Below are 21,701 nucleotides of genomic sequence, written 5' to 3'. Positions count from 1 at the left end.
GAAGCGACTCAACAATGAACACAGACTAGCGAAGTCTGCCAGGAAGCATGCGCAGCGTGTCGAGCCTGTATGGACCGCGTGTCGCCCTGCGTGGGATCGAGCTACTCAGAAGCGACTGAAGAGATGAGCCGAGCGACTCACCCGCTCAGTCGCTTAGGTGGACCTTCGAAAAGTCGCAGGTCAAAGCTGTAGGCAGCATCACACAGCGACTGAAGCGACTGAAACCTCCTATATATGACGCCCACGCGCACACAGGAATGTCCTCATATACGTGAAGTTCAGTCGCTTCAGTCGCTGCCAAGGAGTTGGCACACCCTCTGACCTGGCTTTTTGCCCAGCGACTCAAGGCAGCGACTCAAAGTAGGTACGGCAGCTTTCTCCCCCCTGGCCCCTTGATTCCGTACTCGAGGGCCAGCGGCAGCCCAAGACCTCGCCCCCTCCGAGTCTCCAGAAAGGGGTCTTCGGTGCACACGCAACGCGCATCAGTTGTCCTGGCATGCAGTCTGTGGCCGGTCGCGGGCTGCTGACTTGACGTCAGTAGTGGGTGCAGCAGTCGACAGACCACGGCTGTCGCGACGCCCCCAAAGCCGACCACGGGAACGTTCCACGGACGTTCCCCGTCGGGACCCGTTCGGCGTCGCCCCTGTGGGGCTATCACAAGGCTTGGTTACCTCGGTCCCGCCTGAGACTGTCCCCGCCGTCCCGAGGGTGGCACCTTGCCGCCTGGCTGCAACTGCTGCGGGGCCACCGCGGCAACGACAACGTTCCGGCGCCGAGTTCGGTAACACTGCCTGGCCGGCCCGGTTACCCGGCGTGCCTGGGTTGCTCAGAAAAAGGCCCCATGGCCCCGGGTGGTGGGAGCCGGGCGGCTCGGGCCCCCGGCGCCCTGCCGATGCGGCGCGCACCGGGGGTCGGAGCGCCGGTGCGCGGGCGGGGAGGAGGAGCCAATGGCGGTGAATTCTTGGTATGGACCTGTCAGGTATCGGGCGGCCCAGGTCGCAGGTGCGCCGCCCTCTGCTGGACGGGCCGCGGTGGGAGGCAATGCGCGCGGACGTGCTGGCCGGCCACAGTTGTTCGCGCTCAGCGGGAAGCGCCGCCCGCTCCCGGCGCTCTCGCGGCGGCGGGTCAAGGAGCGTCCGCAGCTGCCGCCCGGCAGGGCTGCCAGGTGCTCAGAGCAGTGCCGCGGGTCCGGTCGGCTTCGACGAGCGCGCACGAGGGGCACGGCGGCCGGCCGCCGGTCATCACCGACGACATGCTGCACACGTCATGACGGCCCTCAAACCGCCAGCAGGGAGCAGAGCTTCTCGTCTTCACGGTGTTGTAGCGCAGGGCCAGCTTCTCGCGCATCGCCGCCTCGGCCGACCCGTCGTCCTCCGGCACCAGGGTCTCGACCATTGCCACCGCCCCCGACACCGCCTCGCACGGGACGGCCTCCTCCACCGCCGCCCATAACAAGCCCTAACGAAATGATCTTCGGGCTGGTTGGATGAGCCGGAGGGCGTTCAGTTGGGGGTGCGGGGTGGCTCGGCGCAAGCCGTGGGAAGTCGACGACGAGTTGTGGGCGGTGATCGAGCCGCTGCTGCCGAAGGTCGAGCGACGGGTACGGCATCCGGGGCGGAGGCGGCATCCGGACCGGTTGGTGTTCCAGGGCATCCTGTTCGTTCTCCACACCGGGATCGCTTGGGAACACCTCCCGCAAGAATTGGGGTTCGGTTCGGGCATGACCTGCTGGCGACGCCTGGCGGAGTGGACCGAGGCTGGTGTCTGGCCGCGTCTCCACGAAACCCTCCTGGCCCGGCTCCGCGGAGCCGGCGCCATCGACTTCTCGCGGGCCGTGGTCGACGGCTCCCACATACGCGCGTTAAAGGGGGCTCCAAAACCGGGCGAAGCCCGGTTGACCGGGGCAGGAACGGCAGCAAACACCACCTGATCACCGACGCCACCGGCATTCCGCTTGCCGCCACTGTGACCGGCGGCAACCGCAACGACGTCACCCAGTTCATCCCGCTGCTCCAGGCCGTCCCGCCGGTCCGCGGCAAGCGCGGCCGACCCCGCCGACGACCCGACACCGTGCTCGGCGACCGCGGTTACGACCATGACAAATACCGGCGCATGGCCTGGGCCCTGGGCGTGAAACCCGTCATCGCCCGACGGGGCGTCCCGCACGGATCCGGACTCGGCACCGACCGCTGGGTCGTCGAGCGCACCTTCGCCCACCTCCACTGGTTCCGTAGGCTACGGATCCGTTGGGAAGTACGCGACGACATCCACGAAGCCTTCCTCAGCCTCGCCTGCTCGCTCATCTGCTGGCGACGCCTGAAGTCATTCCGATAGCAGTTCTAAGGCGGCCACGTCCAGGTCTGCCACGGCCTCGGCGACCAGGTCCAGCTCCTCGGTGAGAATCTTCGACGCTTTCGCCAGGACGCGTGCGCCTTCTCCAGTTGCGGCAGCACCGCCAGGCGCTCCTTGTCCGACGCCCGCCGCGCCAGGCTGATCAGCCGGGTGGCCATCAGCAGCGCGAACAGATCCAGCGCGTCATCGGCCGCCTGCGCCTCCAGATTGCGTGCCACCGCCGTCAGCAGCGCCGTCTTCCGCGGTTCCGGCGCCCGCTCGATGGTCTGCGCCTTGCCCAGCTGCCCGTGCCTGGCCAGCGTGTTCAGCCGGTTCACCGGCCCCCTGGACAGGTTCACCCTGCCCAGGCGGAACGCGGAGATCTCCTCCACCCGCTCCATCGCGCGGACCATCGCCGTGCCCGTCGACTTCGTCGGCGGCGTTCGCAGCCGCTCCAGCTCCGAGACCTGTTGGCCCTCCGGTACCTCCAGCAGCTGAGCCAGCGCCGGCGGCAGCGCCCGGTCCGCCTGGTGCGCGGCCCTGGCCACCGACTCGTACAACCGCCGCTCCGCCACCGCGCGGGCCTCCGCCACCTGCCGGGCCAGTACCGAGACGCTCGGCAGCAGCACCCGGTGCCGGCGCAGCCACGTCACCGCGTGGTCGAAACAACGCCACCGGCCCCTCGGCGTGCGTCCACGCCCGCCCGTACAGGAACGTCCTAAATTGGGGTGCCGGTAAGAACCGTGTCACCAGTCGCAAACGGCGGTGATCAGTCCTTGGGCTTGGCAGGTCGGGGCAGTTTGGCCGTGCTCGTCGCCTCGGTGAGCGCGAGGCGACCACCCTTCAACTCGGGCACGTAGTTGTAGATGGTGTTGCGGGACACGCCGAGCAGCTTCGCGATCGAGGTCACGGTGTTCTCCGGGCGCGTGGGCAGGTCGCGGGCGTGACGTACCTGCTCGGGTGTCATGGCCGGCGGGCGTCCGAGGCGGGCGCCGCGGCCGCGGGCGGCGTCCAGGCCCTTGTTGGTGCCCTGCACGATGAGTTCACGGATGAACTCCGCAAGGGCGGCGAAGACGTGGAAGACCAGGCGCCCGCCCGGCGTGGTGGTGTCGAGTGCCTCGTGTAGCGAGGTGAAGCCGACGCCGCGCTTGCGCAGGCCGGAGACGATCGCGATGAGGTCCTGGATCGAGCGGCCGAGTCGGTCCAGCGAGGGGACAAAGAGGGTGTCGCCGGGCCGCAGATAGTCGAGGGCCTTCCACAGTTCCTCGCGCTCGGCGTTCTTGCCGGACTTCTTGTCCGAGAAGATCCGGCTGCATCCGGCGTCAGTAAGGGCGCGGATCTACCGATCGAGCAACTGCCCCTTGGTGGACACACGCGCGTATCCCACAAGATCGCCGGTCCGTACGGCCGGAATGGGGCGAGGAGACCGGCGGAGTCGTCGTCCGGAAGCTGCTGTAGCCGCCAAATCGTACAGAAAACTGTGGCGCTGGAGTTCTTGAGCACTCCGACTTTCTGACACCGTTTTATGGGCATGATCCTGCGCCAGTCCGGCTGCGCGCCGCCGCTCACTGATCTTGCTCATCAATCGGTCGATAGATGAGCAACAGGCCGAGGGCTCGCGGACAGGCGAGGCCCCGGGCGCTTACTCGCGTACAGCTTCTACCGGGCTCGCCCGGTCTTCAGGTCGTCCTGGTGAGAGGGATTGGCGTCCGTGTGGTGCAGATGGGAGCCGACGAGGCTCTGGGGATTGGGCTTGCTAGGGCAAGTCCACATGAGAGCCCCTGCGAGCAGCACGGTGCCTCCCAGCAGCCAGGGCAGCGGGCTTGGCGGAAGGAAACCGATGATCAAGCCGGTGATAGCTCCCGTCAGCTGCATAGCGAGAGACTGGACGGACAGCGCGGTGGCGCGGCCCTCACTGGTGACACGGCGGTGCAGGATGTCGTTCTCACTCGGTCCCGCCGCGCCGAGCCCGAGGTAGACCAGCCCGTAGCCGGTAGCCGCGAGGACCATGAAGCCCACTCCTGTGGACGCTGCGGTGGCGCCGAGCAGAAGCAGACCGCTCGCGCTGGTGCCGAGGCTCACCATGACGGCACGCTCGCCGCTTCCTGCTAGCCGGGCGGTCAGAGGTGCGAGGTGGCTGCCCAGACCCGCGCAGATGAATCCGGCGCAGGCGAGTGCGGCGAAGAGCACCGCCCCCGACTCCGATGCGCCCGTGAGGGCCGCGGCGCGGCCCGGCGTGAGGAGTTCGATCGCGGCCAGGGCGCTGCCGGCGGCCCCTGCGCTGAGGAAGACCCGGCGGACCAGCGGTTCGCGGCCACCCAGGCGCAGCCCGCCCGCGACGGTGACTGGGATACCTCGGAGTACGTTGCGCAGGGTGGCCGCCGGCCGGGGCGGTTCGGGCAGAGCGGTCAAGACGTACAGCACGAAGGCGACCTCTACCACCGCGCCCAGCAGCAGTGGGACGGAAAGGGGGAGCACCAGCTCGGAGGTGGCTTCGCTCAGCCGGGCGCCGAGGTCGGGGCCGAGTCCGAGCAGCCAGGGAAGGACCCCGCCGAGCAGGGTGCCTGCGGCGAGCGCGGCGGATGTCGCGGAGGAGCCGTGGGCCAGGCCGGTCCGCAGGTCGGCGCCGGGGCCGGAGTGCGCGTGGACGGTGTCGACGTACCAGGCTTCGGCGGGGCCGCTGGACAGGGCGCGGCCCGCGCCCATCAGGGCCATGCCCAGGCCGAGCAGCCAGGGGGCAGTGCCCAGGCCCTGGAGAGTTAAGGCGGCCAGGTTCAGCAGGCCGGCGGCGGCCAGGACGGCGCGGCGTCCCAGGACGTCGGAGAGTCCTCCGGTGTGCAGTTCGAGCGCCGCGGCGGTGAGGGAGTGCGCGGCGAAGAAGCCGGCGATGGCCGCCATGGTCATGCCGCGCTCGGTGAAGAGCAGGATCAGGGGGGCGATGGTCAGTCCCAGCGGGAGCCAGAAGAGAATGCAGACCGTGACGTAGCGGCGGCGTGCGGTGGGTATGTCCAGCGGCCTGGTCATGACGCGTTCTCGGCATCTGCCTCCGCAGGGGCGGAGGTGTTCGGCTCCGCGCCGGGGGCGCGCGGTGCCAGCGGCAGCCCGGCGGTGAGGAGTACGACCTGCGCGGCACGCGGATCCCCTGCATCGCGGGTGGTCAGCTCGTCCAGCTTGCGGTTGAGCACCTCCCAGAGTTCGGTGAGCGACTCGGGGGTCAGGCAGGGCATCAGGTCGCTGATCCCGGAAGGCTCCACCCACTCCCGCCCCAGCCGTCCGTTGGCGACGTCGGCCTCATGCCGGACGAGAGAAGCCTCCAGGTGCTCGATCTGCACCCTGCGTGACAATGTGACGTAGGCGCGGGCCCTGTCACTGGTACCTCGCAGGTGACGGGGCTGGACGGGCTCACGCGTCCGTACGGACCTCGGCTGGCTCCTCATAGCCCGCCCCACGGAGAGCCGGCACGGTCACCGCGGCGAGGTTCAGGCGGGCGCCCATGTCGAGGTTGACCTCCGCGTACGGGCGCACATGAGACCAGAACAGCGTGGTCAGGCCGCGCCGGTCGGCGGGCGAGAGGAGGTCGGCCCACTCCGGTTCGCCGAGGATGTCCTGGAGCATCAGGGTGTTCACGTACACCAGGGCCGATTGCAGAATCCGCAGGCACAGGACGAACATCTCCTGCTCGTCGCGCCGGTTGGAGGCGATCTCTCTGCCCTTGCCGTAGGCGATCACGGAGTTCGCGCCGTTGGATGACTCCATCACGTTCAGGCCCTCCTCGCTCTCCCGCTGGAGGTCGCGCAGCCGCAGGTAGCGGGCGACGAAGATGGTCTTCTGGGCGCGGCCGACCTCCAGCATCGCGGCGTAGGTGGGGTGGGTGGCGTTGCGGGTGAAGCGGCGCAGGATTGCCTCGGTGGACGCGGTGCGGGTCCGGATCGCGGTCGCGTACTTGATCATCTGGTCGTACTGCTGGGCGATGAGTTCCCAGCGGATCGGCCGGGTCAGCGCCGGGGTCAACCGCGGGTAGGCGTCCGGCTCGCCGGCCACCGGCCGGTACAACTACCGGCACCCCAAATTCCCGCGACCACTTCCGGTCGCCGTATCCCCGGTAGCCGAACCGCTCCCGGATCTCCTGGGCGTGGTTGTACGGCGTCATCCGCCGCTCCGTGCGGTCAGCTTCGATGCGCGCGCACGGCAGTTCACCGGCAAAGCGCCAGCACTGCCCGCCCGGCTCTGCTGCAGCAGTGCGGGCCGTCGCCCGGTGGGACGACGGCCCGTGCGCGTGCCGGTCAGCGGTGGTGGCCGCATGGTCCGGCTACGGGTGGATCACCTCGCGCAGGCTCTCTGGCGTGGCGCCCGGCCTGCGCGTGGGGTCAGCGGCGGCGGCCCCAGGACTCGGTGTCCACGGTGCGGCCGCGGTCGTCGCGCAGCGTGGCGGTGTCGGCGCGGTTGTCCCAGACGTAGTCGCGGCGGTCCTGGAAGAGGTCGGTGCGGGTGTCGCGTCCGTTGCCGCTGTGGATACGGATGGTGGCGTGGCGTGCGATGCGGACGTTGTCGAACCGGTAGCGGTTGCCGTCGCTGTCGCGCAGGGTCCAGCCGCGGAGGTTGACGGTGTCGCGGGTGGTGTTGGTGATCTCCACCCATTCCGCGTTCAGGGACCGGTTGGAGCGGTCGTCGCGTCCGGGGCTGTCGGCCTGGACCCGGCTGATCTCCACCCGCGGGTGCCGCTGGTGGTGACGGTCACCGTCGTGCGCGGCCGCCGGCAGCGCGGCGGCGGAGACGATGGCGCCGGCGGCCAAGACCGTGGCGGCGATACGGCGTACGGAGGAAGAAGCAGAAGACATGGGTGGCGCTCCCTCAAGAACAGCACCTCACCAGCCGAAACAGGCGGCAGAGGCACTTTCGGAGACGGCCCGTGGTGAGCCGATGGCCACACTCTCGACCCGACACGAGCCCCACCGCACCCCCCGCAGACGCTGGTTACCGGATACGGACATATCCGTCACACTCGCCTGCGCACTGCACGCACTTCCCCCGAACGTGCTCCTGACATTCACTGACCGCTACACCCATCCGCCCCGGAAGCCGCTCCTCCGGTTCGGAGCGCTCCGGCGCATCACCGGGCGCACGCCCCGGCGCCTCACCCGGCCGGCCCAGTTGATCAAGTAACAACAGTTCTGCAGGATTCTTCGCACACAGTCCCGCGATTCGCACACATCAACGCCCCCGTGCGAGCCGATGCCGTCAGAGACGAAGGGCGTCTCCGGCAGGGCGGTACAGGCACCGGACCACGGTGCCGACGTCCTCGCCCTGGACCCCTAGAGTCGGGGCGCTGACCATCATCATCGAACTACTGACGGACACCCCCCTCAGCATCCGGAGCTCCATCGTCGTCCTGCCGTACCCCGTCATGCGGCACCGGCGGCGGGTCGCACCGGGTTCCCCGCGGACAACCCGCCCCGAACCTGAGCCCGGTCCACGACGACCGGCCACCGGATCCGCTGACGCGCCATACCGGTACTAACTGATCATTTCAAAATGGGGTTCGGAGTCGCCTCAAGCAGATGATGCTGCAGGCGAGTTGGAGGAGCCCGAGGTGGAGATCGGCTCGTATCTCGTAGCGGGTGCGTAGTCGTTTGAACTGGTGAAGCCAGGCGAAGGTCCGCTCGACGACCCATCGGGTCTTGCCCAGACCGGAGCCGTGTGCGGTCCCCCTGCGGGCGATCTTCGGCGTGATGCCGCGCGCCCGGAGGAGGCGTCGGTACTTGTCGTAGTCGTAGCCGCGGTCGGCGAACAGCCGGCGCGGACGATGACGCGGGCGACCGCGCCGCCCGCGGATGCGGGGGATCAAGTCCAGCAGGGGCACCAACTGGGTGACATCGTGCCGGTTTCCGCTGGTCAGCGACACGGCCAGGGGCGTCCCATGCCGATCGGTGATCAAATGGTGCTTGCTGCCAGGGCGGCCGCGGTCGACCGGCGAAGGTCCGGTGTGAGCCCCCCCCTTCAGGGCCCAGACGTGGGAGCCGTCGATCGCGGCATCGTCCATGTCGAGCAATCCGGTCTTACGGAGTTGCACCAAGAGGACCTCGTGCAGGCGCGGCCACACGCCGGCCTCGGTCCAGTCCCGCAGACGCCGCCAGCAGGTCACTCCGCTGCAGCCGATCTTCTCAGCCGGTACGTCGGCCCAGGTCACACCAGTGCGCAGGACGTAGACGATCCCACGCAAGGCAGCGCGGTCATCCGCCGGCAGCCGGCCTGGGTACCGCTGACGCCTCGGCGGGCGAGGTGGGAGCAGCGGGGCGACATGCTCCCACAGATCATCAGGTACAAGATCATCCGACACCCGCCGAACTCTGCCGCCAACCAGCCCAACTGCCAAGCCCTGGGCCAACATCATGGCTTTGTACAAAGCTACAGATCCCACGACGGCTGTTCGTTCTGCATAGTCGCGGTGCCGGAAAAGGCTGAGAGGAGGATCTGTGCTCAGGTGCGACGGCGGTACGGGCGTGAACGCCACCTGCCTGGGCCGCCATTGGCTGCCGATCTCGGATCTGTTGCCCTCGTTGTGGTGACGTACTGCGCGTAGCGACGACGTGCGTCGGTCAGGCTCTCCGCTCCGTTGGGGCCGCCCCAGACCTCGTCGGCGTTCGGGTCGTCCTGGCCATCGTCTTCCCAGCTGCACTCGGCACAGATCTGGAATTGACCGCGGGCTTCCAGCGTCAAGAGCTTGCAGCAGGGACAGGCATACGGACCGCAGCCGGGCGGGCTGGCTCTGGGCGGTTCTCCGGGCGTCACGCGTCGAGTGTTGCATGATCCGCGAGAAGCTCTGGGCCGGTCGCTCATTCTGAAACGAACAGTAAGTGCACAGCCCCGGCCCTGACCTGACGCGGAAGCGGCGTTGACGAGAGTCACCGTCAGCATCCTGGTTCTTCACGGGTTCGGCGCACGGCCACCGTCGTCCAGCGCGGCATCGCCCGGCGAGGCGAATGTCTCTGCGGACGGCGCCTCTGGCGGTCCGGCCCGGTGGCAACCAGGCCCGCTGGACCATGCGCTGGAAGACCGCACTGAAAGCCTTCGACATCACCTTCGACGGCCGGCTCTCAGCAGCTCGTCAGTAACCCTCAACAACCCGAGTTACACCGCTCGTTTGACCGACCCGCCCCAAGCTCGTCGCCGCAGCGTTCGGCATGGACCCCGAGGCCACCATGATCTATCTCGCAGACCACGTCGACCCCGGCCGCCTGCCTGACCTGCAATCACAGTGACGACAGGCACCTCCTTGACCTACTGTTCCTGGGATGAGCTCCTGTGATGCCGCCCTCGACGAACCAGCTGAATTGACCGTTCGCTGCCAGGACGACCGGGCTGTCTCGGTGAAGTTCTGTGACCTTTTCGATGAGGACGAAGACTGCGTGCACTACGCCATCGAGGCTTGCGCGGCCGGTCTGAACGCTCGCCTGGACGGCGTGGCAGCTTGGAACTGGAGTGCGGACCTGGCTCATTTCCTGGAGAAGCTCTCCGAGGACTTCCGGGGCTGGGATGGAGAGCGTGTCTGGCAGACCATGGACCGCGATCTCACGGTCAGAGCGGTCTTCCGCTCGGGCGGCCATGTCGGGCTGACCTGGACCCTGCGTCCGTGGCGAATGTCCGTTGGCAGCTGGGAGGCATCCGTCACCACCTGGCTCGAAGCCGGCGAGCAGATGTCTACTCTCGCAGCCGATGTCGGGCACTTCCTCGGCCAGGAGGCCGGTCATCGCGGCTGACATGCAGCTCGTTTGGACCCTCAGCGGGCGGGGATGGGCAGACTGCACCATCTCCGATCATCAGGCGGAAGCCGAGGTCACGGCCTCGTCTTGACGACGATGCGCCTCGCCGAATCGGCGACGCCGATGACCATCTGAGTGCCGACCAACGGCAGACCGAAGCCGATGAACACGCCTTGCTGCGCAAGCGTGTCGGTGAAGTACGGCATCAGGGCTTCGGCGACCAGGTCGGTGCCGGTGCCTACATCCAGCAGGCGGCGCGGCCGGCGGTCGGGCACGTAGGTGGCGAGGCGGGCGGCGAGGTCGCTGGGGATGCCGGGACGGTTCTGGCGGTAGTAGCTGGAGGTCCCGGTGAACAGGCTCATGCCATGGTTTCTTCAGGAGGCGGCCTCAGAGGTGCTCTGGCAGCCAGGGTTCGAGGTCCGAGGTGGCGCGGATCAGCTGGGTCAGGGCTTCGTCGGATTTGGTGGTGACTCCGGCGAGGCGGGCTGCGGCGGCTGTCCGGTAGCCGCCGGCGTACCAGACGGCGAGCTGCCCTCGGGTGAGCTGGACATCGCCTTGGGCGCGGGTCTCAGTGATCTGACCCGTGCCGTCCTGCACTTCCAGTAGGTACGACTCCGAGTTGCCTCCGTTCTCGCTTTCGATCTCCATAGGGACGGCGGTGGCCAGGTCGCTGGGCCAGCCGCGCAGCCGGACGGCTTCGGGGATGTCGAGGATGCGGAGCATCCACGGGTGCCATGCCTCTGCTGTCAGCCGGTAGCGGTGCAAGTTGTGCAGCAGCGCGGGGTACGGGGGAAGGGCGGAGCGCCGGAAGTGGACGGCGGCGGGGCGGGTGTGGTGGCCGGCGAGGAACGCCATCATCTCGTTGACGGCCTCCGCGTCTGCGGCCCAGAAGTCGTGCACGGTCAGGTCCGTGCCGTGCCGCTGGTGGCGCTTCATGGAGAGGGACAGTACGCCCGTCGTGTACCACGACCCGAAGCGGTAGGTGGTGAGCTGCTGCTTGTCGTCCATCCAGGCGGACCACCATTGCGGGCGGTGCATGGGCCCGTTCCACTACCGGGCCAGGCGTCGTTGCAGCTCCTCTCCTTCCTTTGCCCGGCCGTGCTCGATGTCGAGCCCCGGGCTGGTGAAGCCGCGCTTGAGGTCTTCGGTGGTGATGGACCAGGCGAACACGGGGACTGGTGCCTGCCAGCCAAGGCGGCGCAGGTGTCCGTTCGAGGTCGTCCAGGCGGTGGAGATCACCGCGCCCTGGTCGCGTAGGGGGCGAAGCCGTTCGGCGAGTAGGCGGCCGGCGAGGTGGTCTCCGCGTTCTTCGGGGGCGACGCACCCGGCGCTAATGATCGCGGAGGGGACGGGGGCCCCGCCGAAGAACTGATGGGTGAGGAGGCCCAGGCCGCCGGCTACGACGCGGCCGTCGCGGACGGCGACGCGGATGTCCGCGTGGGGGCGCAGGCGGGTGATGTCTCCTACGGGGTGGCCGTAGCTGCGGGTGGCGAGGTCGTTGTACTCCTGCCACAGCTCGTCGTCGGCCTCCATGATCCGGAGCGGATCGGACATGCGTTGTCTCCCGTCCTAGTAGTTGGTGTGATCGCGGACGGCGTCGGCGTTGACCGGTACGAAGAAGCTGCGGGTGAAGATGATGACGGTCTTGCCGTCCTGGTTGTGGCCGGTCGTGCGGCAGGTGACGATCCCGGTGTCCGGTCGGCTGTTGGACAGGCGGCGTCCGGTGATCTGCGTCTGCGCGTAGAGGGTGTCGCTCACGTAGACGGGGTGGGTGAAGCGGACTTCCTCGAAGCCGATGTTGGCGGTGGTGAGGCCGCTGGTGCTGCGTACGGTCATGCCGCCCACGATGTGGAGGGTGATGCTGCTGCACACCAGGGGCCGGCCCCGACCGCTCATCCCAATGAGTGGCCGTGTCGTCGCGGGGCACTGGGCGGCCAATCAGTCAAAGCCACAACCACGGCATGAGCGCTCTAAAGCCACACCCAGGCCCCCGGGTCTCCCGATCGTACGAAGGACCGGAATCAACCCGCCAACACGGTAAGGAGCGTTTCAGTTGGCACCTGAGCGTTGTACTTGGCCCGGCTGGGCTTGACGGTTGGCTGGGCTGGCGCGCCGCCGATCTGATCGGCTGCAGCGTCAGGGGTTTTCTCGTTACTCCACAGCGCGGCCGATGAGTTTGTGGCTCCCGGCCAGTCCAAGCTCGTGACACCCCAGGAAAGGACATCGCCATGTCGGAACTTCTCGTCGACTTCATCACCTCCCTCGACGGCTACGCATCGGGAGAGGGATGGCCCGGGTTCTGGGGCCTTGAGGGCCCGGAGTACCTCGCATGGCTCGGCGAGCAGCCCGAGGCCACCTACCTGATGGGAGCGAACACCTACCGCCTGATGTCGGGCTTCGCCGCCGGCGAGGTCCCGGACGGCCAAGACGAGTTCAGGCCCGAAGAAGAGGCGTCCGTCGACGAGCTCACGCAAGCGTCCAAGGTGGTGTTTTCCTCCTCACTCGAGGAGCCACTGACGTGGGCCAACTCCACGCTCGTCCGCGACGACGCCATCGAGGCGGTCCGCGCCATGAAGTCGAGTGGCTCGGGGCTCCTCAGCACGATCGGCAGCCTCAGCCTGTGCCGCTCCCTGCTACGAGCCGGACTCGTCGACCGCTTCCGGGTCGTGATGTTCCCGGTGATCACCGGGGCCACGGGCGAAGAACGCATTTACGACGGCTATCCGGACGTTGCCCTCGAGATGATCGAGCACCGCACCTTCGACGACCGCATCCAACTGGTCGAGTACAAGCCCCGCGTGCTCGAGCACCCGCCGCTCGGCGTCCCTGCGTGACGGGTCGCCCCGTCCGCCGGCCTGGACGGCCGCCAGGCCGGCGTCGGCGGGCGCGGAACAAGAACTACGCTGAGTAAACCCTGCGCTACCGAGACCAGGCACCATCTGGTGTCAGCGGCGGCTGTTACGGTCCGGCCATGACACGCCCCGACCTCATACTTGCTGTCCTGTGCCGGAGCCGAAGCGGTCGGGGTCCAGAGCGCTGTCGAGGACTGCGCGGTCCACACGGCGGGGGAACATTTGGAGGTACACCTGTCCCAGATAGGAGCCGTACGAGGAGCCGACATAGGACAGCCGCTGTTCTCCGAGCAGTGCCCGGACCGTGTCCATGTCTCGTGCCGTGTTCCGGGTGGAGGCGTGCGGCAGCACCTCGCGGTAGCGGGCGCAGTTCGAGGCCAGGTCCCAGGAGAGCGCCGCACTGCGCTCGAATCCCTCCCGGTCCGGCCCGGCGGCACCGGGGCCGGGCAGGAGCCACTGGCAGTCCAGGGGGGTGCTCCGCCCGACGAAGCGGGGGTCCATTCCGATCACGTCGTAGCGGACACCGACCGTGGGCTCGGCCTGCCGGAACTTGAGCGCGAGGTACATGGCGGGCACGCCGGGGCCACCGGGGTTGTAAAACAAAACCCCCCGCCGCTGCCCCGGTCCGGTGGCCTTAAGCCGTGACAGCGCCACTTTGACGGTGGGGCCGCCTGGACGGCTGTAGTCCAGCGGCATCGTGACCTCGGCGCACTGGGCGCCGGCGTCGTCCAGTTCCGCGCCTTCCACGTCCGCCGACGAAGTCTGGCAGCGCTGCCATGCGACGCTCTGGCGGAGTAAGGAGTCAGGCGCTCCGTCCCCTGACAAGCTGCCTGCCCCGCTACCGGCAGCGGGCTGCGCACAAAGCACGGCGACGCTCGCCCACGCCACCAGTCCGGCCCCGAAAGCGGCCCCCACACGTCCACGCACCCTGAATCCCCTCCTCCGTCGCCCACCACGGCGAGCCGCGGCACGCCGTCGAAGCTATGTGGGGGCCGGGTGTGAAAGCGTCATCCTGTGGTCTGATCACCACGTAGCGGCAGCGCGATGCGTACGCGCGTGCACTCCTTCCACGCAAGGCGGAAGACTCCTGACACCTCCTCCCTGGTCATCGCGTCACTTCCGCGGCAACGCCTGGCTGCGGTCGGGTCCGCGTGCCCCAGCGGGCAAGAGATGGGCCGACTGCGCCCAGTGCCGCGAAGAACACCGCCAGCAACAGCCAGCCTGTCGTGCCGAGTCCGAGCACCACCGTGGTAAGGATCACGGGGGCGAGAGCCTGGCCCGCGCTGAAGCCAAGGCCGAGGACACCTTGGTACTGGCCTTGGGCGTGGTCGGGGGCAAGGCCGAACCCAAGGGCGAAGCCCGCCGATGACTCCCAGACCTCTCCCAGGCTGTGGACGAAGATCGCGGCCAGGACCAGTCCTGCCGCGGCCCAGACCGGGGTGTACGCCGCCAGCGCCATCGTCGGGCAGCTGACGAGGAAGAGCAGCCCCGCCGTGCGAAAGGCCCGGCCGCCGTCGTGCGGGGTCTCGATACGCGAGCCGATCCTGGTCTGCATGAGTACGCAGAAGAGGGAGTTGACGGCGAACAGCGCGGCCACCGTCCAGCGCGGCACTTCGGTGTGTTCGGAGATCCAGATCGGCAGGAGCAGGGAGACCACCGGGTACTGCAGTCCCATGGCCCCGTAGAGGGCGGTGAACGCCAGGAAGGGACGATCCGCGAGGACGAGCCAGCGCCGCTGTTGCGGCGGTGCTGCCAGTACTGGATAGCGGGGCAGCAGGAGCAGAAGCACTGCGCACAGGGCGAAGCTCGCCGCGTTGCCGAGGATCAGCGTGACGTAGGCGCCGCGGGTGTCCGCGGCCAGCGCCAGCCCCGCACCCACCGTTCCCAGGACGACGCCCAGGTTGACGAACGTGCGCAGCTTGGCACGGAACAGGGCCGGGCGCTCACCTCCGACCCGGACCACCAGAGCGCCCCACGCCGCCCCGCCGGCCGCCGCGGCGATCTGGTCGACCGTCGCGATGACCGTGAGCGCGGCCCAGCTCTCGACGAGGACGAGGGCCGCCATCGACACCGCCTGGATCGCGAGGGCCACCATCATGATCGGGCGCGCCCCGCGTCGGTCGGCGAGGTGCCCTCCGGGTATCCCCGCGCACAGGCCGATCACTCCGGCGATGGTGAGCGCGGCGCCGACCTGCACCGCGGGCAGGCCTACGACCAAGGTGAAATAGAGCGCCGACGCCGCGTTGAACAGACCATTGCCAACCCGGTTGGCGAAACTGGCTGCGATCAGCACGCGCTCGGGCCTGTTGTCCCCCGCCATGCGGCCTATTCGGCCTGCCAGTCCGCTCTTGATCATGGACGGCAGGCTAGCAGCGGTCAAAGAACCCGCCTGCGGAACCGACCTACGACGGGCCACGAGCTGCTGAGGCGCTTTACGGCTCGGAGACCGGGGGCTCCGGCCGAGCCGGAGCCCCCGTGATCTACGCGCCCCGCCGTTCCGGCATCCCCGCGCAGCGGGGCGTAGTCATCGCCGGGAAGGGGTTCCTCGTCCCGTACGGTTCATCCCCGCGGGCGCGGGGAGCGGGGAGCGGGCTGGGCGAACGACGGCCCCATCGTGGGCTGGCCGTTCCGCGGTCAGCGGAGGTAGGTCTGCTGCCACTCCAGGGACGTCATGGAGAGCGCGGCGTCCGCCAAGGCCTTCGCCGAGTCCGTCTTCAGGCTGGCGAGGCTGGTGTCGATCCAGTTCTGGGTCAGGGCGTATCCCTGCTCGCGGTATTCGACGGCCTGGATCAGGCACTCCAGCTTGTCGGCGTCCCGCGCCGCGATCGCCTCGGGCGTCGTGCCGTCCTCGTACTCGTCGACGGCCGACTGCACCCCCGCCCGGACGGCCGGGTGGGCCGCGGAGACCTGGTCGGCGGTGACCTCCTGGTTGGACGCGGCCCGCAGGTAGCGGCGGCCGATGTGGGGGATGTCGCCGACGCGCGTCTCCTGGCTGTCGTGGAACAGGCACAGCAGCGAGGTGCGGGCGGGGTCCGCGCCCTCCATCATCGCCAGGACCGAGCCGATGACCCCGACCCGGAAGGAGTGCTCGGCGACGGTCTCCGGCTGCTTGTTGCCGAGGAACCACCAGCCGGTACGGGCGACCCGCTTCAGGACGCCCATCTCGAAGAGGAAGCCGGTCGTACCGCGGGCCGTGTCGGTCTCGTCCTTCATCTGCTGCTGCCTCCGGTCTCAGGGTGCTGACGTAAAACGTATGCGACGGCGCCCAGTTCACGTCTGGATCTTTCCGACAGTCCTGCCCCGTCCAGAAGCTCCGCCACCTTCCCGTGCAGCGGGGCGGCGAACCGGCCCGCTGCCTGCGGCAGCCACGGGAAGGCGCACACCAGTACCCACACCGAGTGGGCATACAGGTCCACGTAGCCGGGGGCGAGGTGTATCCCCCCGGTCAGTGAGCGCAGCAGCGTCACCGGGTCCCAGCCGGTCAGTTCCCGGTCCCGCATGAAGGCGTCATCCGGCTGCGCCACGGCGTAGCCGCCGAGCCAGTACGCCCAGTAGTTGAGGTTCGCGGCCTCGGCGGTGTCGTCGTCGACGAGGGCCCGCTCGATGAAGTCGAGCAGCGGCTGCGGGTCCCCGAGGCGGGCGAGGGCGGTCGCGGTCGAGCGGGCCTCGGCCCAGTGCGGGGACCAGCCGCGGCGGGCCAGTACGTCACGCCGGCCGTGCAGGGCCTGCGCGGTCCAGGCGGCGGCCTCCGGCCCCCGGTCGTACGAGGCCAGGTACAGGGCCTGGCGGTGCAGCAGCGCCCCGCGTTCGCCCTGCCCGGCGGCGTGTTCCGCGCTTTCGCGCAGCCGGTCGAAGAAGACCTGCCGCTCGGCCGGGGCCAGCAGCGGCGCCGCCGCGACCGGTCCGCGGCGCGCCGCCGGGGCGGGCGCGAGGCCGGCGAGGGCGGGCGGGGCGGTCCCGGTCAGCGCCCAGGCCAGCATGTGGGCGGTGTCGCGGGTGTGCACCCATCCGGCCAGCGGGTGCGGGCCGACCTCGGCACCGTTCCGTGCCCGGCCGACCTCGCGTCCACCGGCAGGGCCCAGGCCGGCGGCGATGATGCGGTCCGCGTCCATCGCCGCGTCCAGCAGTGCCACCAGCCGGGGATCGGCGCCGAGCGCGGGCAGCCGTCGGCGCAGCTCCAGCAGCGTCCCCACCCGGATGTGCGCGATCGGCCGGCGCCCCGACTCCCAGCCCTGCCAGGTGTTCAGGTCCACTCCCAGGGCTTCCGCCATCGCGGCCTGGGTGCGCGGGATGCTCTGTCTGGCCAGGCGCAGCACGAAGCCGGTAACTGCCCCTGTGGATGTGTGCGGCCTGCTCATGCGGCCTGCCCCCGGTCGCGATGTCCTATGGCGACGTCCTGTGGCGAACTCGTACCCCGGGTCAGTCCTACCGCATCTGAGCCCGTCCTACGGTCGTCCCGAGGAAAGCCCGACGCCTGCCTGAAACACCCGAGACGACGGTGAACGCCTGGGACGTGCGGGGCGCGCATGGGGCGCATTGAGAGCGTTGACCGCCCACTGATGAGGGAGATTCACATGACTGGACCGACCCCTGTACCTGTTCCGTACGAGCACCAGCGCCGCGGGGAGCGGCGGAGGCACAGGCGGAGGACGGCCGGCGCGTCGTGCCCGCCTACGGCTCCCCCTCCCCCGCGCTCCTCGCCCGTTCCGCACGGGGCCTGGCCCACTTCCTCGACGCTGCTGCCGGCCGGGAGCCGCACACCGATGCCGGAAGCGGAGGGGCAGGCAGGGACAGGGCGGGCAGGGACAGGGCGGGCAGGGACGGGGCGTGAACCGCGGCATCGGCTTCGGCCACGAGGACCATCCGCTGCTCGGCCGCCCGGTCCGCGACATCGCTTCCGGCGCCGAGGGCCGGCTGATGGCGGTGGTCGTCGAGGAGGTGGCCACCCACGCGGGCCCGCGCCGGACCCGGCGCGCCTACATCCGCCCGGAGGGCGGCGGCCGCGAGCTGGCGACCGCGGTGGGCAACGTCGAGCCGCTCGCCGCCCGCTGACCTCGCCCCCTCACCTCTCCCCCCCCTTGCCCCCCCCTGACCTCGCACTGGTCCGACCCCTGACCGCCGGGCCCCCGACCCCTGACCACCGGGCCCCCGGCCCCTGGCCGCATGGCCCCGGGCTCCCGGGCCACGGCCCCCGCACAGGCCCAGAATCCCCGACCGGCGCCCGTATCGTCCCCGGCGCTGCTCCGCCGTCACCCCCGGAGGTACACCGTGCACCACCGCTCCCCCTTCGCCGCCCTCGCCGGCGCCACCGTCCTGGTGACCGGTGGCGCGGGGCTCGTCGGCTCCCGCATCACCGCCCGGCTGCGCGTCCTGGGCGCCCGCCCCGTCTCCCTGTGCACCATGGACGCCTACCCGAACCACGTCTACACCGGCCTGTTCGGCGTCGACCGCACCGACCCGGACGTGGTGACCGGGGACGTCCGCGACGTCCCGCTCGTCCGCAGGCTGGTCGCGGAGTCCGACTACGTCGTCCACGCCGCCGCCCTCGCGGACGTCGCCGCCTGCACCCGCGATCCGCTGGCCGCCATCGGCACCAACATCGCCGGTACGCAGACCGTCCTGGACGCGGTCGCCGCCGCCGGCGACCGCGTGCGCCGCATGGTGTTCGTCTCCTCGGCCAGCGTCTACGGCGACGGCAGCCCGGAAGAGGCCTCCCATCCCGACCTGGTGACCATGCGCCAGCTCTTGGAGGCGGTCCACGGGCGGATCCCTCCCCAGTTCCACGAGGGCCACCGGATGCGGCCGGTGTCGGTGTACGGGAACACGAAGGTGTGGGGCGAGGAGCAGACCGCCGTCGTCCTCGGGCAGGTGGGCATCTCGTACGCCGTCGTCCGGTACTTCTCGGTCTACGGCGAGCCGCAGACCGTCAAGCGGGGCAGCCACTCCTGGGTGGTGGCGTGGTTCGCCGCGCGGGCCTCACTGGGGCTGCCGCTCCACCTCAACGGCGGAGGTCGGCAGGTACGCGACCTCACCCACGTCGACGACATCGCCGAGGGGACGCTACGCGCGCTGACCAGCCCCCGCGCCCACGCCGAGACCGTCAACATCGGCACCGGGACGGCGACGAGCATCCGGGACGTGGCCGAGCTGGTCCGCGCCCACTACCCGGGCACGGAGCTGCTGGGGACCCCGCTGCCGCCGGGTGACCCGCTCGGCGGGTACGCCTCGGTCCGGCGGATGGAGAGCGTTCTGGGCTGGCGGCCGGAGGTGACCGTCGCCGAAGGCGTGGCCCGCTACGTCCGCTGGCTGCGCGACACCCCGCAGGCGGCGCCGGGCTGGCTGCGCGAGAACGCCCTCACCTGAAGGCGGTTCAGATCACCGGGGGCCGGCCCAGCCGGGCCATGCGCACCGCGGTGCGCCAGCGCATCGGACGCCGGGGACCGCCGCTGATGCGCACGCCTTCGGCGAACCCGGAGAACCAGGCGCCGAGGCCGGCCCGCGACCGGGTACGGGCCACGGTCAGCGCGGTCCACACCCCGAGGTAGACGGGCACGAGGGGCGCGGGCAGATGCCGCTTGGCGAGCCAGACCCGGTTGCGGGCGGTCATGCGGTAGTAGACCGCGTGCCGGGCCGGGGAGGTCTTCGGGTGCTGGAGCAGTAGCTGGGGTTCGTAGAGGATGTCCCAGCCGTCGTCGAGCGCCCGCCAAGCGAGGTCGGTCTCCTCGTGGGTGAAGAAGAAGGCGTCCGGCCAGCCGCCGGTCCGCTCCAGCATCGGCATGGACAACGCGTGGCCGCCGCCGAGGAAGGTCGTGACGGGGCCGCCCCGCATCGGGTCCTCGGCCCCCAGGCGCGGGATGTGGCGGCGCTGCGTCTCGCCCGTCTCGTCGGCGATGCGGAAGCTGACGATGCCGAGTCCCGGCGCGGCCGCGTAGAGGTCGGCGACGCGGCGGACGACGTCGGTGTCGACGAGGAGCCCGTCGTCGTCCAGGCCCACCAGGACGTCGACGTCCCCGTACTCCCGCAGCCGCTGCCAGGCGACATTGCGGCCACCGGATACGCCGAGGTTCTCCGCCAGCTCCACCCCGACCACGCCGTCCGGCAGGCCGGGCAGCGCGCAGCCGTTGCCGACCACGATGATCCGGGCGGCGGGCTCGTCCTGCCGGGCGACGGAGTCCAGCAGGGCCCGCAGTTCGGGCATGCGGTCGCCCCTCGTCAGCACGGCCACGCCCACCCGCGGTCGGGACACCCTCCACCACTTCCTTCCAGCGCCCAGGGGAAACGGCGATCCTACCGCCACCGCCCACCGGGCCCACACCGAGAGGCCAGCCCCATGCCCACTCCTATGTCGACTCCCGGGCCCACGCCGACTCCCAAGCCCACGCCGACCGCCCCGCTCCCCATCGGCACCTTCCTCACCGCCCCCGAGGACGGCCCTCTCGCCGCGACGGCGTACGGCGCTCTGGCCGGCTACGACCTGGCCGCCTTCCTCGCCGCCTGGCCGGCCCTGCACGCGGAGGCGCTCGCCGCCTTGGGCGAGGCCGGGCGCATCCACCCGAGCGCGTTCATCCACCCGCGGGCGATCGTCGGGGACGACGTGATCGTGGGCCCGGGCGCCAAGGTCTGGGAATTCTCCACCGTACGGAAGGGCTCCGTGCTGTGCGCCGGTGCGCAGGTCGGCTTCAACTGCGAGGTGACCGAGTCGTACGTCGGCCAAGGCGCGGTGCTGGGACACCGCATCGGCATCAACCGCACGCTGGTCGGCGCCGGCGCGCACTTGTCGGCGGGGGTGACGGTGGCCGCGATCCACATGAGCGCCGACATGCGCACCCCGGACCGCGAGGTCATCACCCGCACCCCGGACGGCATCTACCGCTGCGGCACCACCCGCTTCGGCGCCCTGATCGGCGACGGCGTCCAGACGGGCAACACCGTCAGCCTCGGCCCGGGGGTCGCCATCGGCCCCCGCACCCGCATCCACAGCGGCGTCACCCTGACCACCCGCACGATCCCGGCCGACGCGGTGGTAACCACCCCGCACACATCGGAGGCCCGGGTCCGCGCGCAGCGCGGGACGGGGTGAGGGGTCATCCCCGCGCCGCGGGGAGCACCTCGATCAACCACGCGAGCATGGCCACGGCCTGGGGGTCATCCCCGCAGGAGCGGGGAGCAGGTCTCATCGGTAGACGCACAGGGATCATCCCCGCAGAGACGCGGGGCAGAGTCGGCGGCTGCAACGACCGCCGATGGGTACCGTGGCAACGTACTGGGCAGCGTCCACCTGCCACAGGAACTTGGAAGAATCGGGGCAGCCACTCGCGAGTTCCCACCTTCAGACAGAGGGGGAAAGTGCCGATATGGACAATAAGCCGGTTTCCGTGGAAGTACACCAAAACCAAGGCAGCCGAGCACAGACTCCCAGGTCATCCGGCCTGCTCCCCGCGCACGCGGGGATGACCATGGGAGCGTGGTGGGCTCGGGCGGCTGTCGTCCGGGTCCAGCTGGGGCGGCTGGTAAGCGGCGGCTGACCGAAGCGCAATACCGAAGCGGTGGTGCGTTGTCTAGTTCCGCGAGGCCGCTCAGGTACCGGGGAGTCGAACCCTGGCCGCCAGAGCAGGCTTTCGAAGCGGAGCCAGGGTCCTGGCGTCGGGGCCGACTTTTTTTCGCGGTCCAAAGTCGGCCGCCGCCTCGCCCCCACCCAAAGCCACAATCCGGGGGCCGCACCCCCCAAGTCGTGGGCAGTAGGGGCCACAGCCCAACG

23 protein-coding genes and 2 pseudogenes are annotated in these 21,701 nt (G+C 69.9%); 6 read left to right on the top strand and 19 right to left on the bottom strand.

Annotated features, from left to right (window positions below; translation table 11 throughout):
• Window positions 1–1,125: 1,125 nt before the first annotated feature.
• Window positions 1,126–1,440, bottom strand: a complete 315-nt coding sequence (locus tag ACFWU6_RS29235; RefSeq protein ID WP_383983949.1) for a hypothetical protein — start codon at window positions 1,438–1,440, stop codon at window positions 1,126–1,128.
• Between the two features lie 46 nt (window positions 1,441–1,486).
• On the opposite strand from ACFWU6_RS29235, the gene ACFWU6_RS29230 reads away from it, so the two are divergent.
• Window positions 1,487–2,334, top strand: a protein-coding gene (locus tag ACFWU6_RS29230) for an IS5 family transposase (RefSeq protein ID WP_383983946.1) whose coding sequence is annotated in 2 segments (ribosomal slippage) — window positions 1,487–1,862 and window positions 1,862–2,334 — 849 coding nt in all. Because the reading frame shifts where the segments join, the coding sequence is not laid out codon by codon here.
• Between the two features lie 6 nt (window positions 2,335–2,340).
• Here the strand turns inward: ACFWU6_RS29230 and ACFWU6_RS29225 are convergent.
• The 9 genes and pseudogenes from ACFWU6_RS29225 to ACFWU6_RS29185 form a co-directional block, all read right to left on the bottom strand.
• Window positions 2,341–3,057 (bottom strand): annotated as a pseudogene (locus ACFWU6_RS29225) (DUF4158 domain-containing protein); the annotation flags it as partial.
• Window positions 3,058–3,100: 43 nt separating this feature from the next.
• On the bottom strand, window positions 3,101–3,367 hold the full coding sequence (locus ACFWU6_RS29220) for a helix-turn-helix domain-containing protein (RefSeq protein ID WP_383811591.1): 267 nt from the start codon (window positions 3,365–3,367) through the stop codon (window positions 3,101–3,103).
• Between the two features lie 12 nt (window positions 3,368–3,379).
• Window positions 3,380–3,637 (bottom strand): annotated as a pseudogene (locus ACFWU6_RS29215) (recombinase family protein); the annotation flags it as partial.
• Window positions 3,638–3,990: 353 nt separating this feature from the next.
• On the bottom strand, window positions 3,991–5,355 hold the full coding sequence (locus tag ACFWU6_RS29210) for an MFS transporter (protein ID WP_383983943.1): 1,365 nt from the start codon (window positions 5,353–5,355) through the stop codon (window positions 3,991–3,993).
• Entirely contained in the window at window positions 5,352–5,663 is a 312-nt protein-coding gene (locus ACFWU6_RS29205; protein WP_383983940.1) for a hypothetical protein, read from the bottom strand. The genes ACFWU6_RS29210 and ACFWU6_RS29205 overlap by 4 nt, the downstream gene beginning before the upstream one ends.
• Before the next feature lie 70 nt (window positions 5,664–5,733).
• Window positions 5,734–6,372 carry a Tn3 family transposase gene (locus ACFWU6_RS29200; RefSeq protein ID WP_383983937.1) on the bottom strand — a complete coding sequence of 213 codons (639 nt, stop codon included), beginning with the start codon at window positions 6,370–6,372 and terminating at the stop codon, window positions 5,734–5,736.
• Between the two features lie 326 nt (window positions 6,373–6,698).
• Window positions 6,699–7,169 carry a lamin tail domain-containing protein gene (locus ACFWU6_RS29195; RefSeq protein ID WP_383983934.1) on the bottom strand — a complete coding sequence of 157 codons (471 nt, stop codon included), beginning with the start codon at window positions 7,167–7,169 and terminating at the stop codon, window positions 6,699–6,701.
• A 689-nt stretch (window positions 7,170–7,858) separates the two neighbouring features.
• Complete coding sequence (locus ACFWU6_RS29190; RefSeq protein WP_383983931.1) at window positions 7,859–8,668, bottom strand: IS5 family transposase; 810 nt, start codon at window positions 8,666–8,668, stop codon at window positions 7,859–7,861.
• 140 nt (window positions 8,669–8,808) lie between these two features.
• On the bottom strand, window positions 8,809–9,168 hold the full coding sequence (locus ACFWU6_RS29185; protein WP_383983928.1) for a CPCC family cysteine-rich protein: 360 nt from the start codon (window positions 9,166–9,168) through the stop codon (window positions 8,809–8,811).
• A 455-nt stretch (window positions 9,169–9,623) separates the two neighbouring features.
• Between ACFWU6_RS29185 and ACFWU6_RS29180 the strand changes: the two genes are divergently transcribed.
• Entirely contained in the window at window positions 9,624–10,088 is a 465-nt protein-coding gene (locus ACFWU6_RS29180) for a DUF6228 family protein (RefSeq protein WP_383983925.1), read from the top strand.
• Between the two features lie 77 nt (window positions 10,089–10,165).
• Here the strand turns inward: ACFWU6_RS29180 and ACFWU6_RS29175 are convergent, their stop codons facing one another.
• The 4 genes from ACFWU6_RS29175 to ACFWU6_RS29160 are packed head-to-tail and all read right to left on the bottom strand — an operon-like array spanning window position 10,166 to window position 11,987.
• Window positions 10,166–10,453: a hypothetical protein gene (locus ACFWU6_RS29175; protein WP_383983922.1), complete on the bottom strand. Its 288-nt coding sequence runs from the start codon at window positions 10,451–10,453 to the stop codon at window positions 10,166–10,168.
• Window positions 10,454–10,478: 25 nt separating this feature from the next.
• Window positions 10,479–11,129: a sterol carrier protein domain-containing protein gene (locus ACFWU6_RS29170; RefSeq protein WP_383983919.1), complete on the bottom strand. Its 651-nt coding sequence runs from the start codon at window positions 11,127–11,129 to the stop codon at window positions 10,479–10,481.
• Between the two features lie 12 nt (window positions 11,130–11,141).
• The gene (locus tag ACFWU6_RS29165; RefSeq protein ID WP_383983916.1) at window positions 11,142–11,645 is read right to left on the bottom strand and encodes a GNAT family N-acetyltransferase; all 504 of its coding nucleotides are present in this window, start codon (window positions 11,643–11,645) and stop codon (window positions 11,142–11,144) included.
• A gap of 15 nt (window positions 11,646–11,660) precedes the next feature.
• Window positions 11,661–11,987: a MaoC family dehydratase gene (locus ACFWU6_RS29160; RefSeq protein WP_383812085.1), complete on the bottom strand. Its 327-nt coding sequence runs from the start codon at window positions 11,985–11,987 to the stop codon at window positions 11,661–11,663.
• 332 nt (window positions 11,988–12,319) lie between these two features.
• Here ACFWU6_RS29160 and ACFWU6_RS29155 point away from each other — a divergent pair, with 332 nt between their 5' ends.
• Complete coding sequence (locus ACFWU6_RS29155; protein WP_383983913.1) at window positions 12,320–12,925, top strand: dihydrofolate reductase family protein; 606 nt, start codon at window positions 12,320–12,322, stop codon at window positions 12,923–12,925.
• A 153-nt stretch (window positions 12,926–13,078) separates the two neighbouring features.
• Here ACFWU6_RS29155 and ACFWU6_RS29150 read toward each other — a convergent pair whose 3' ends face one another.
• The 4 genes from ACFWU6_RS29150 to ACFWU6_RS29135 form a co-directional block, all read right to left on the bottom strand.
• Window positions 13,079–13,690, bottom strand: a complete 612-nt coding sequence (locus ACFWU6_RS29150) for an alpha/beta fold hydrolase (protein ID WP_383983910.1) — start codon at window positions 13,688–13,690, stop codon at window positions 13,079–13,081.
• 358 nt (window positions 13,691–14,048) lie between these two features.
• On the bottom strand, window positions 14,049–15,299 hold the full coding sequence (locus tag ACFWU6_RS29145; RefSeq protein ID WP_383983907.1) for an MFS transporter: 1,251 nt from the start codon (window positions 15,297–15,299) through the stop codon (window positions 14,049–14,051).
• Between the two features lie 278 nt (window positions 15,300–15,577).
• Window positions 15,578–16,156, bottom strand: coding sequence for an HD family hydrolase (locus tag ACFWU6_RS29140; RefSeq protein ID WP_383812097.1), 579 nt, complete (start codon window positions 16,154–16,156; stop codon window positions 15,578–15,580).
• Window positions 16,153–17,301, bottom strand: coding sequence for a helix-turn-helix domain-containing protein (locus ACFWU6_RS29135; RefSeq protein WP_383812099.1), 1,149 nt, complete (start codon window positions 17,299–17,301; stop codon window positions 16,153–16,155). The genes ACFWU6_RS29140 and ACFWU6_RS29135 overlap by 4 nt, the downstream gene beginning before the upstream one ends.
• A 469-nt stretch (window positions 17,302–17,770) precedes the next feature.
• Here ACFWU6_RS29135 and ACFWU6_RS29130 point away from each other — a divergent pair, with 469 nt between their 5' ends.
• Both ACFWU6_RS29130 and ACFWU6_RS29125 read left to right on the top strand, forming a co-directional pair.
• Complete coding sequence (locus ACFWU6_RS29130; RefSeq protein WP_383812101.1) at window positions 17,771–17,995, top strand: hypothetical protein; 225 nt, start codon at window positions 17,771–17,773, stop codon at window positions 17,993–17,995.
• A gap of 216 nt (window positions 17,996–18,211) precedes the next feature.
• Window positions 18,212–19,306: an NAD-dependent epimerase/dehydratase family protein gene (locus ACFWU6_RS29125; RefSeq protein ID WP_383983904.1), complete on the top strand. Its 1,095-nt coding sequence runs from the start codon at window positions 18,212–18,214 to the stop codon at window positions 19,304–19,306.
• A gap of 7 nt (window positions 19,307–19,313) precedes the next feature.
• Here ACFWU6_RS29125 and ACFWU6_RS29120 read toward each other — a convergent pair whose 3' ends face one another.
• Entirely contained in the window at window positions 19,314–20,189 is an 876-nt protein-coding gene (locus ACFWU6_RS29120; RefSeq protein ID WP_383812105.1) for a glycosyltransferase family 2 protein, read from the bottom strand.
• 96 nt (window positions 20,190–20,285) lie between these two features.
• On the opposite strand from ACFWU6_RS29120, the gene ACFWU6_RS29115 reads away from it, so the two are divergent.
• Window positions 20,286–21,023 (top strand): transferase, encoded by a 738-nt coding sequence (locus ACFWU6_RS29115; RefSeq protein WP_383812107.1) that lies wholly within the window; start codon window positions 20,286–20,288, stop codon window positions 21,021–21,023.
• The last annotated feature ends 678 nt before the right edge of the window (window positions 21,024–21,701 follow it).

This window comes from Streptomyces sp. NPDC058674 (assembly GCF_042716505.1).
In the GTDB taxonomy this organism is placed as follows: Bacteria; Actinomycetota; Actinomycetes; order Streptomycetales; family Streptomycetaceae; genus Streptomyces.
The sequence above is the reverse complement of the archived record's forward strand: the minus strand, read 5'-3'. Positions and strand labels throughout refer to the sequence as shown.

What these genes read in the sequence shown, in the direction of transcription:
- ACFWU6_RS29140 (WP_383812097.1), bottom strand. Translation starts at nt 16,156, where the DNA reads ATGAAGGACGAGACCGACACGGCCCGCGGTACGACCGGCTTCCTCTTC.
- ACFWU6_RS29165 (WP_383983916.1), bottom strand. Translation starts at nt 11,645, where the DNA reads ATGTCCGATCCGCTCCGGATCATGGAGGCCGACGACGAGCTGTGGCAG.
- ACFWU6_RS29115 (WP_383812107.1), top strand. Translation starts at nt 20,286, where the DNA reads ATGTCGACTCCCGGGCCCACGCCGACTCCCAAGCCCACGCCGACCGCC.
- ACFWU6_RS29185 (WP_383983928.1), bottom strand. Translation starts at nt 9,168, where the DNA reads ATGAGCGACCGGCCCAGAGCTTCTCGCGGATCATGCAACACTCGACGC.
- ACFWU6_RS29175 (WP_383983922.1), bottom strand. Translation starts at nt 10,453, where the DNA reads ATGAGCCTGTTCACCGGGACCTCCAGCTACTACCGCCAGAACCGTCCC.
- ACFWU6_RS29210 (WP_383983943.1), bottom strand. Translation starts at nt 5,355, where the DNA reads ATGACCAGGCCGCTGGACATACCCACCGCACGCCGCCGCTACGTCACG.
- ACFWU6_RS29135 (WP_383812099.1), bottom strand. Translation starts at nt 17,301, where the DNA reads ATGAGCAGGCCGCACACATCCACAGGGGCAGTTACCGGCTTCGTGCTG.
- ACFWU6_RS29155 (WP_383983913.1), top strand. Translation starts at nt 12,320, where the DNA reads ATGTCGGAACTTCTCGTCGACTTCATCACCTCCCTCGACGGCTACGCA.
- ACFWU6_RS29195 (WP_383983934.1), bottom strand. Translation starts at nt 7,169, where the DNA reads ATGTCTTCTGCTTCTTCCTCCGTACGCCGTATCGCCGCCACGGTCTTG.
- ACFWU6_RS29170 (WP_383983919.1), bottom strand. Translation starts at nt 11,129, where the DNA reads ATGCACCGCCCGCAATGGTGGTCCGCCTGGATGGACGACAAGCAGCAG.
- ACFWU6_RS29180 (WP_383983925.1), top strand. Translation starts at nt 9,624, where the DNA reads ATGAGCTCCTGTGATGCCGCCCTCGACGAACCAGCTGAATTGACCGTT.
- ACFWU6_RS29160 (WP_383812085.1), bottom strand. Translation starts at nt 11,987, where the DNA reads ATGAGCGGTCGGGGCCGGCCCCTGGTGTGCAGCAGCATCACCCTCCAC.
- ACFWU6_RS29145 (WP_383983907.1), bottom strand. Translation starts at nt 15,299, where the DNA reads ATGATCAAGAGCGGACTGGCAGGCCGAATAGGCCGCATGGCGGGGGAC.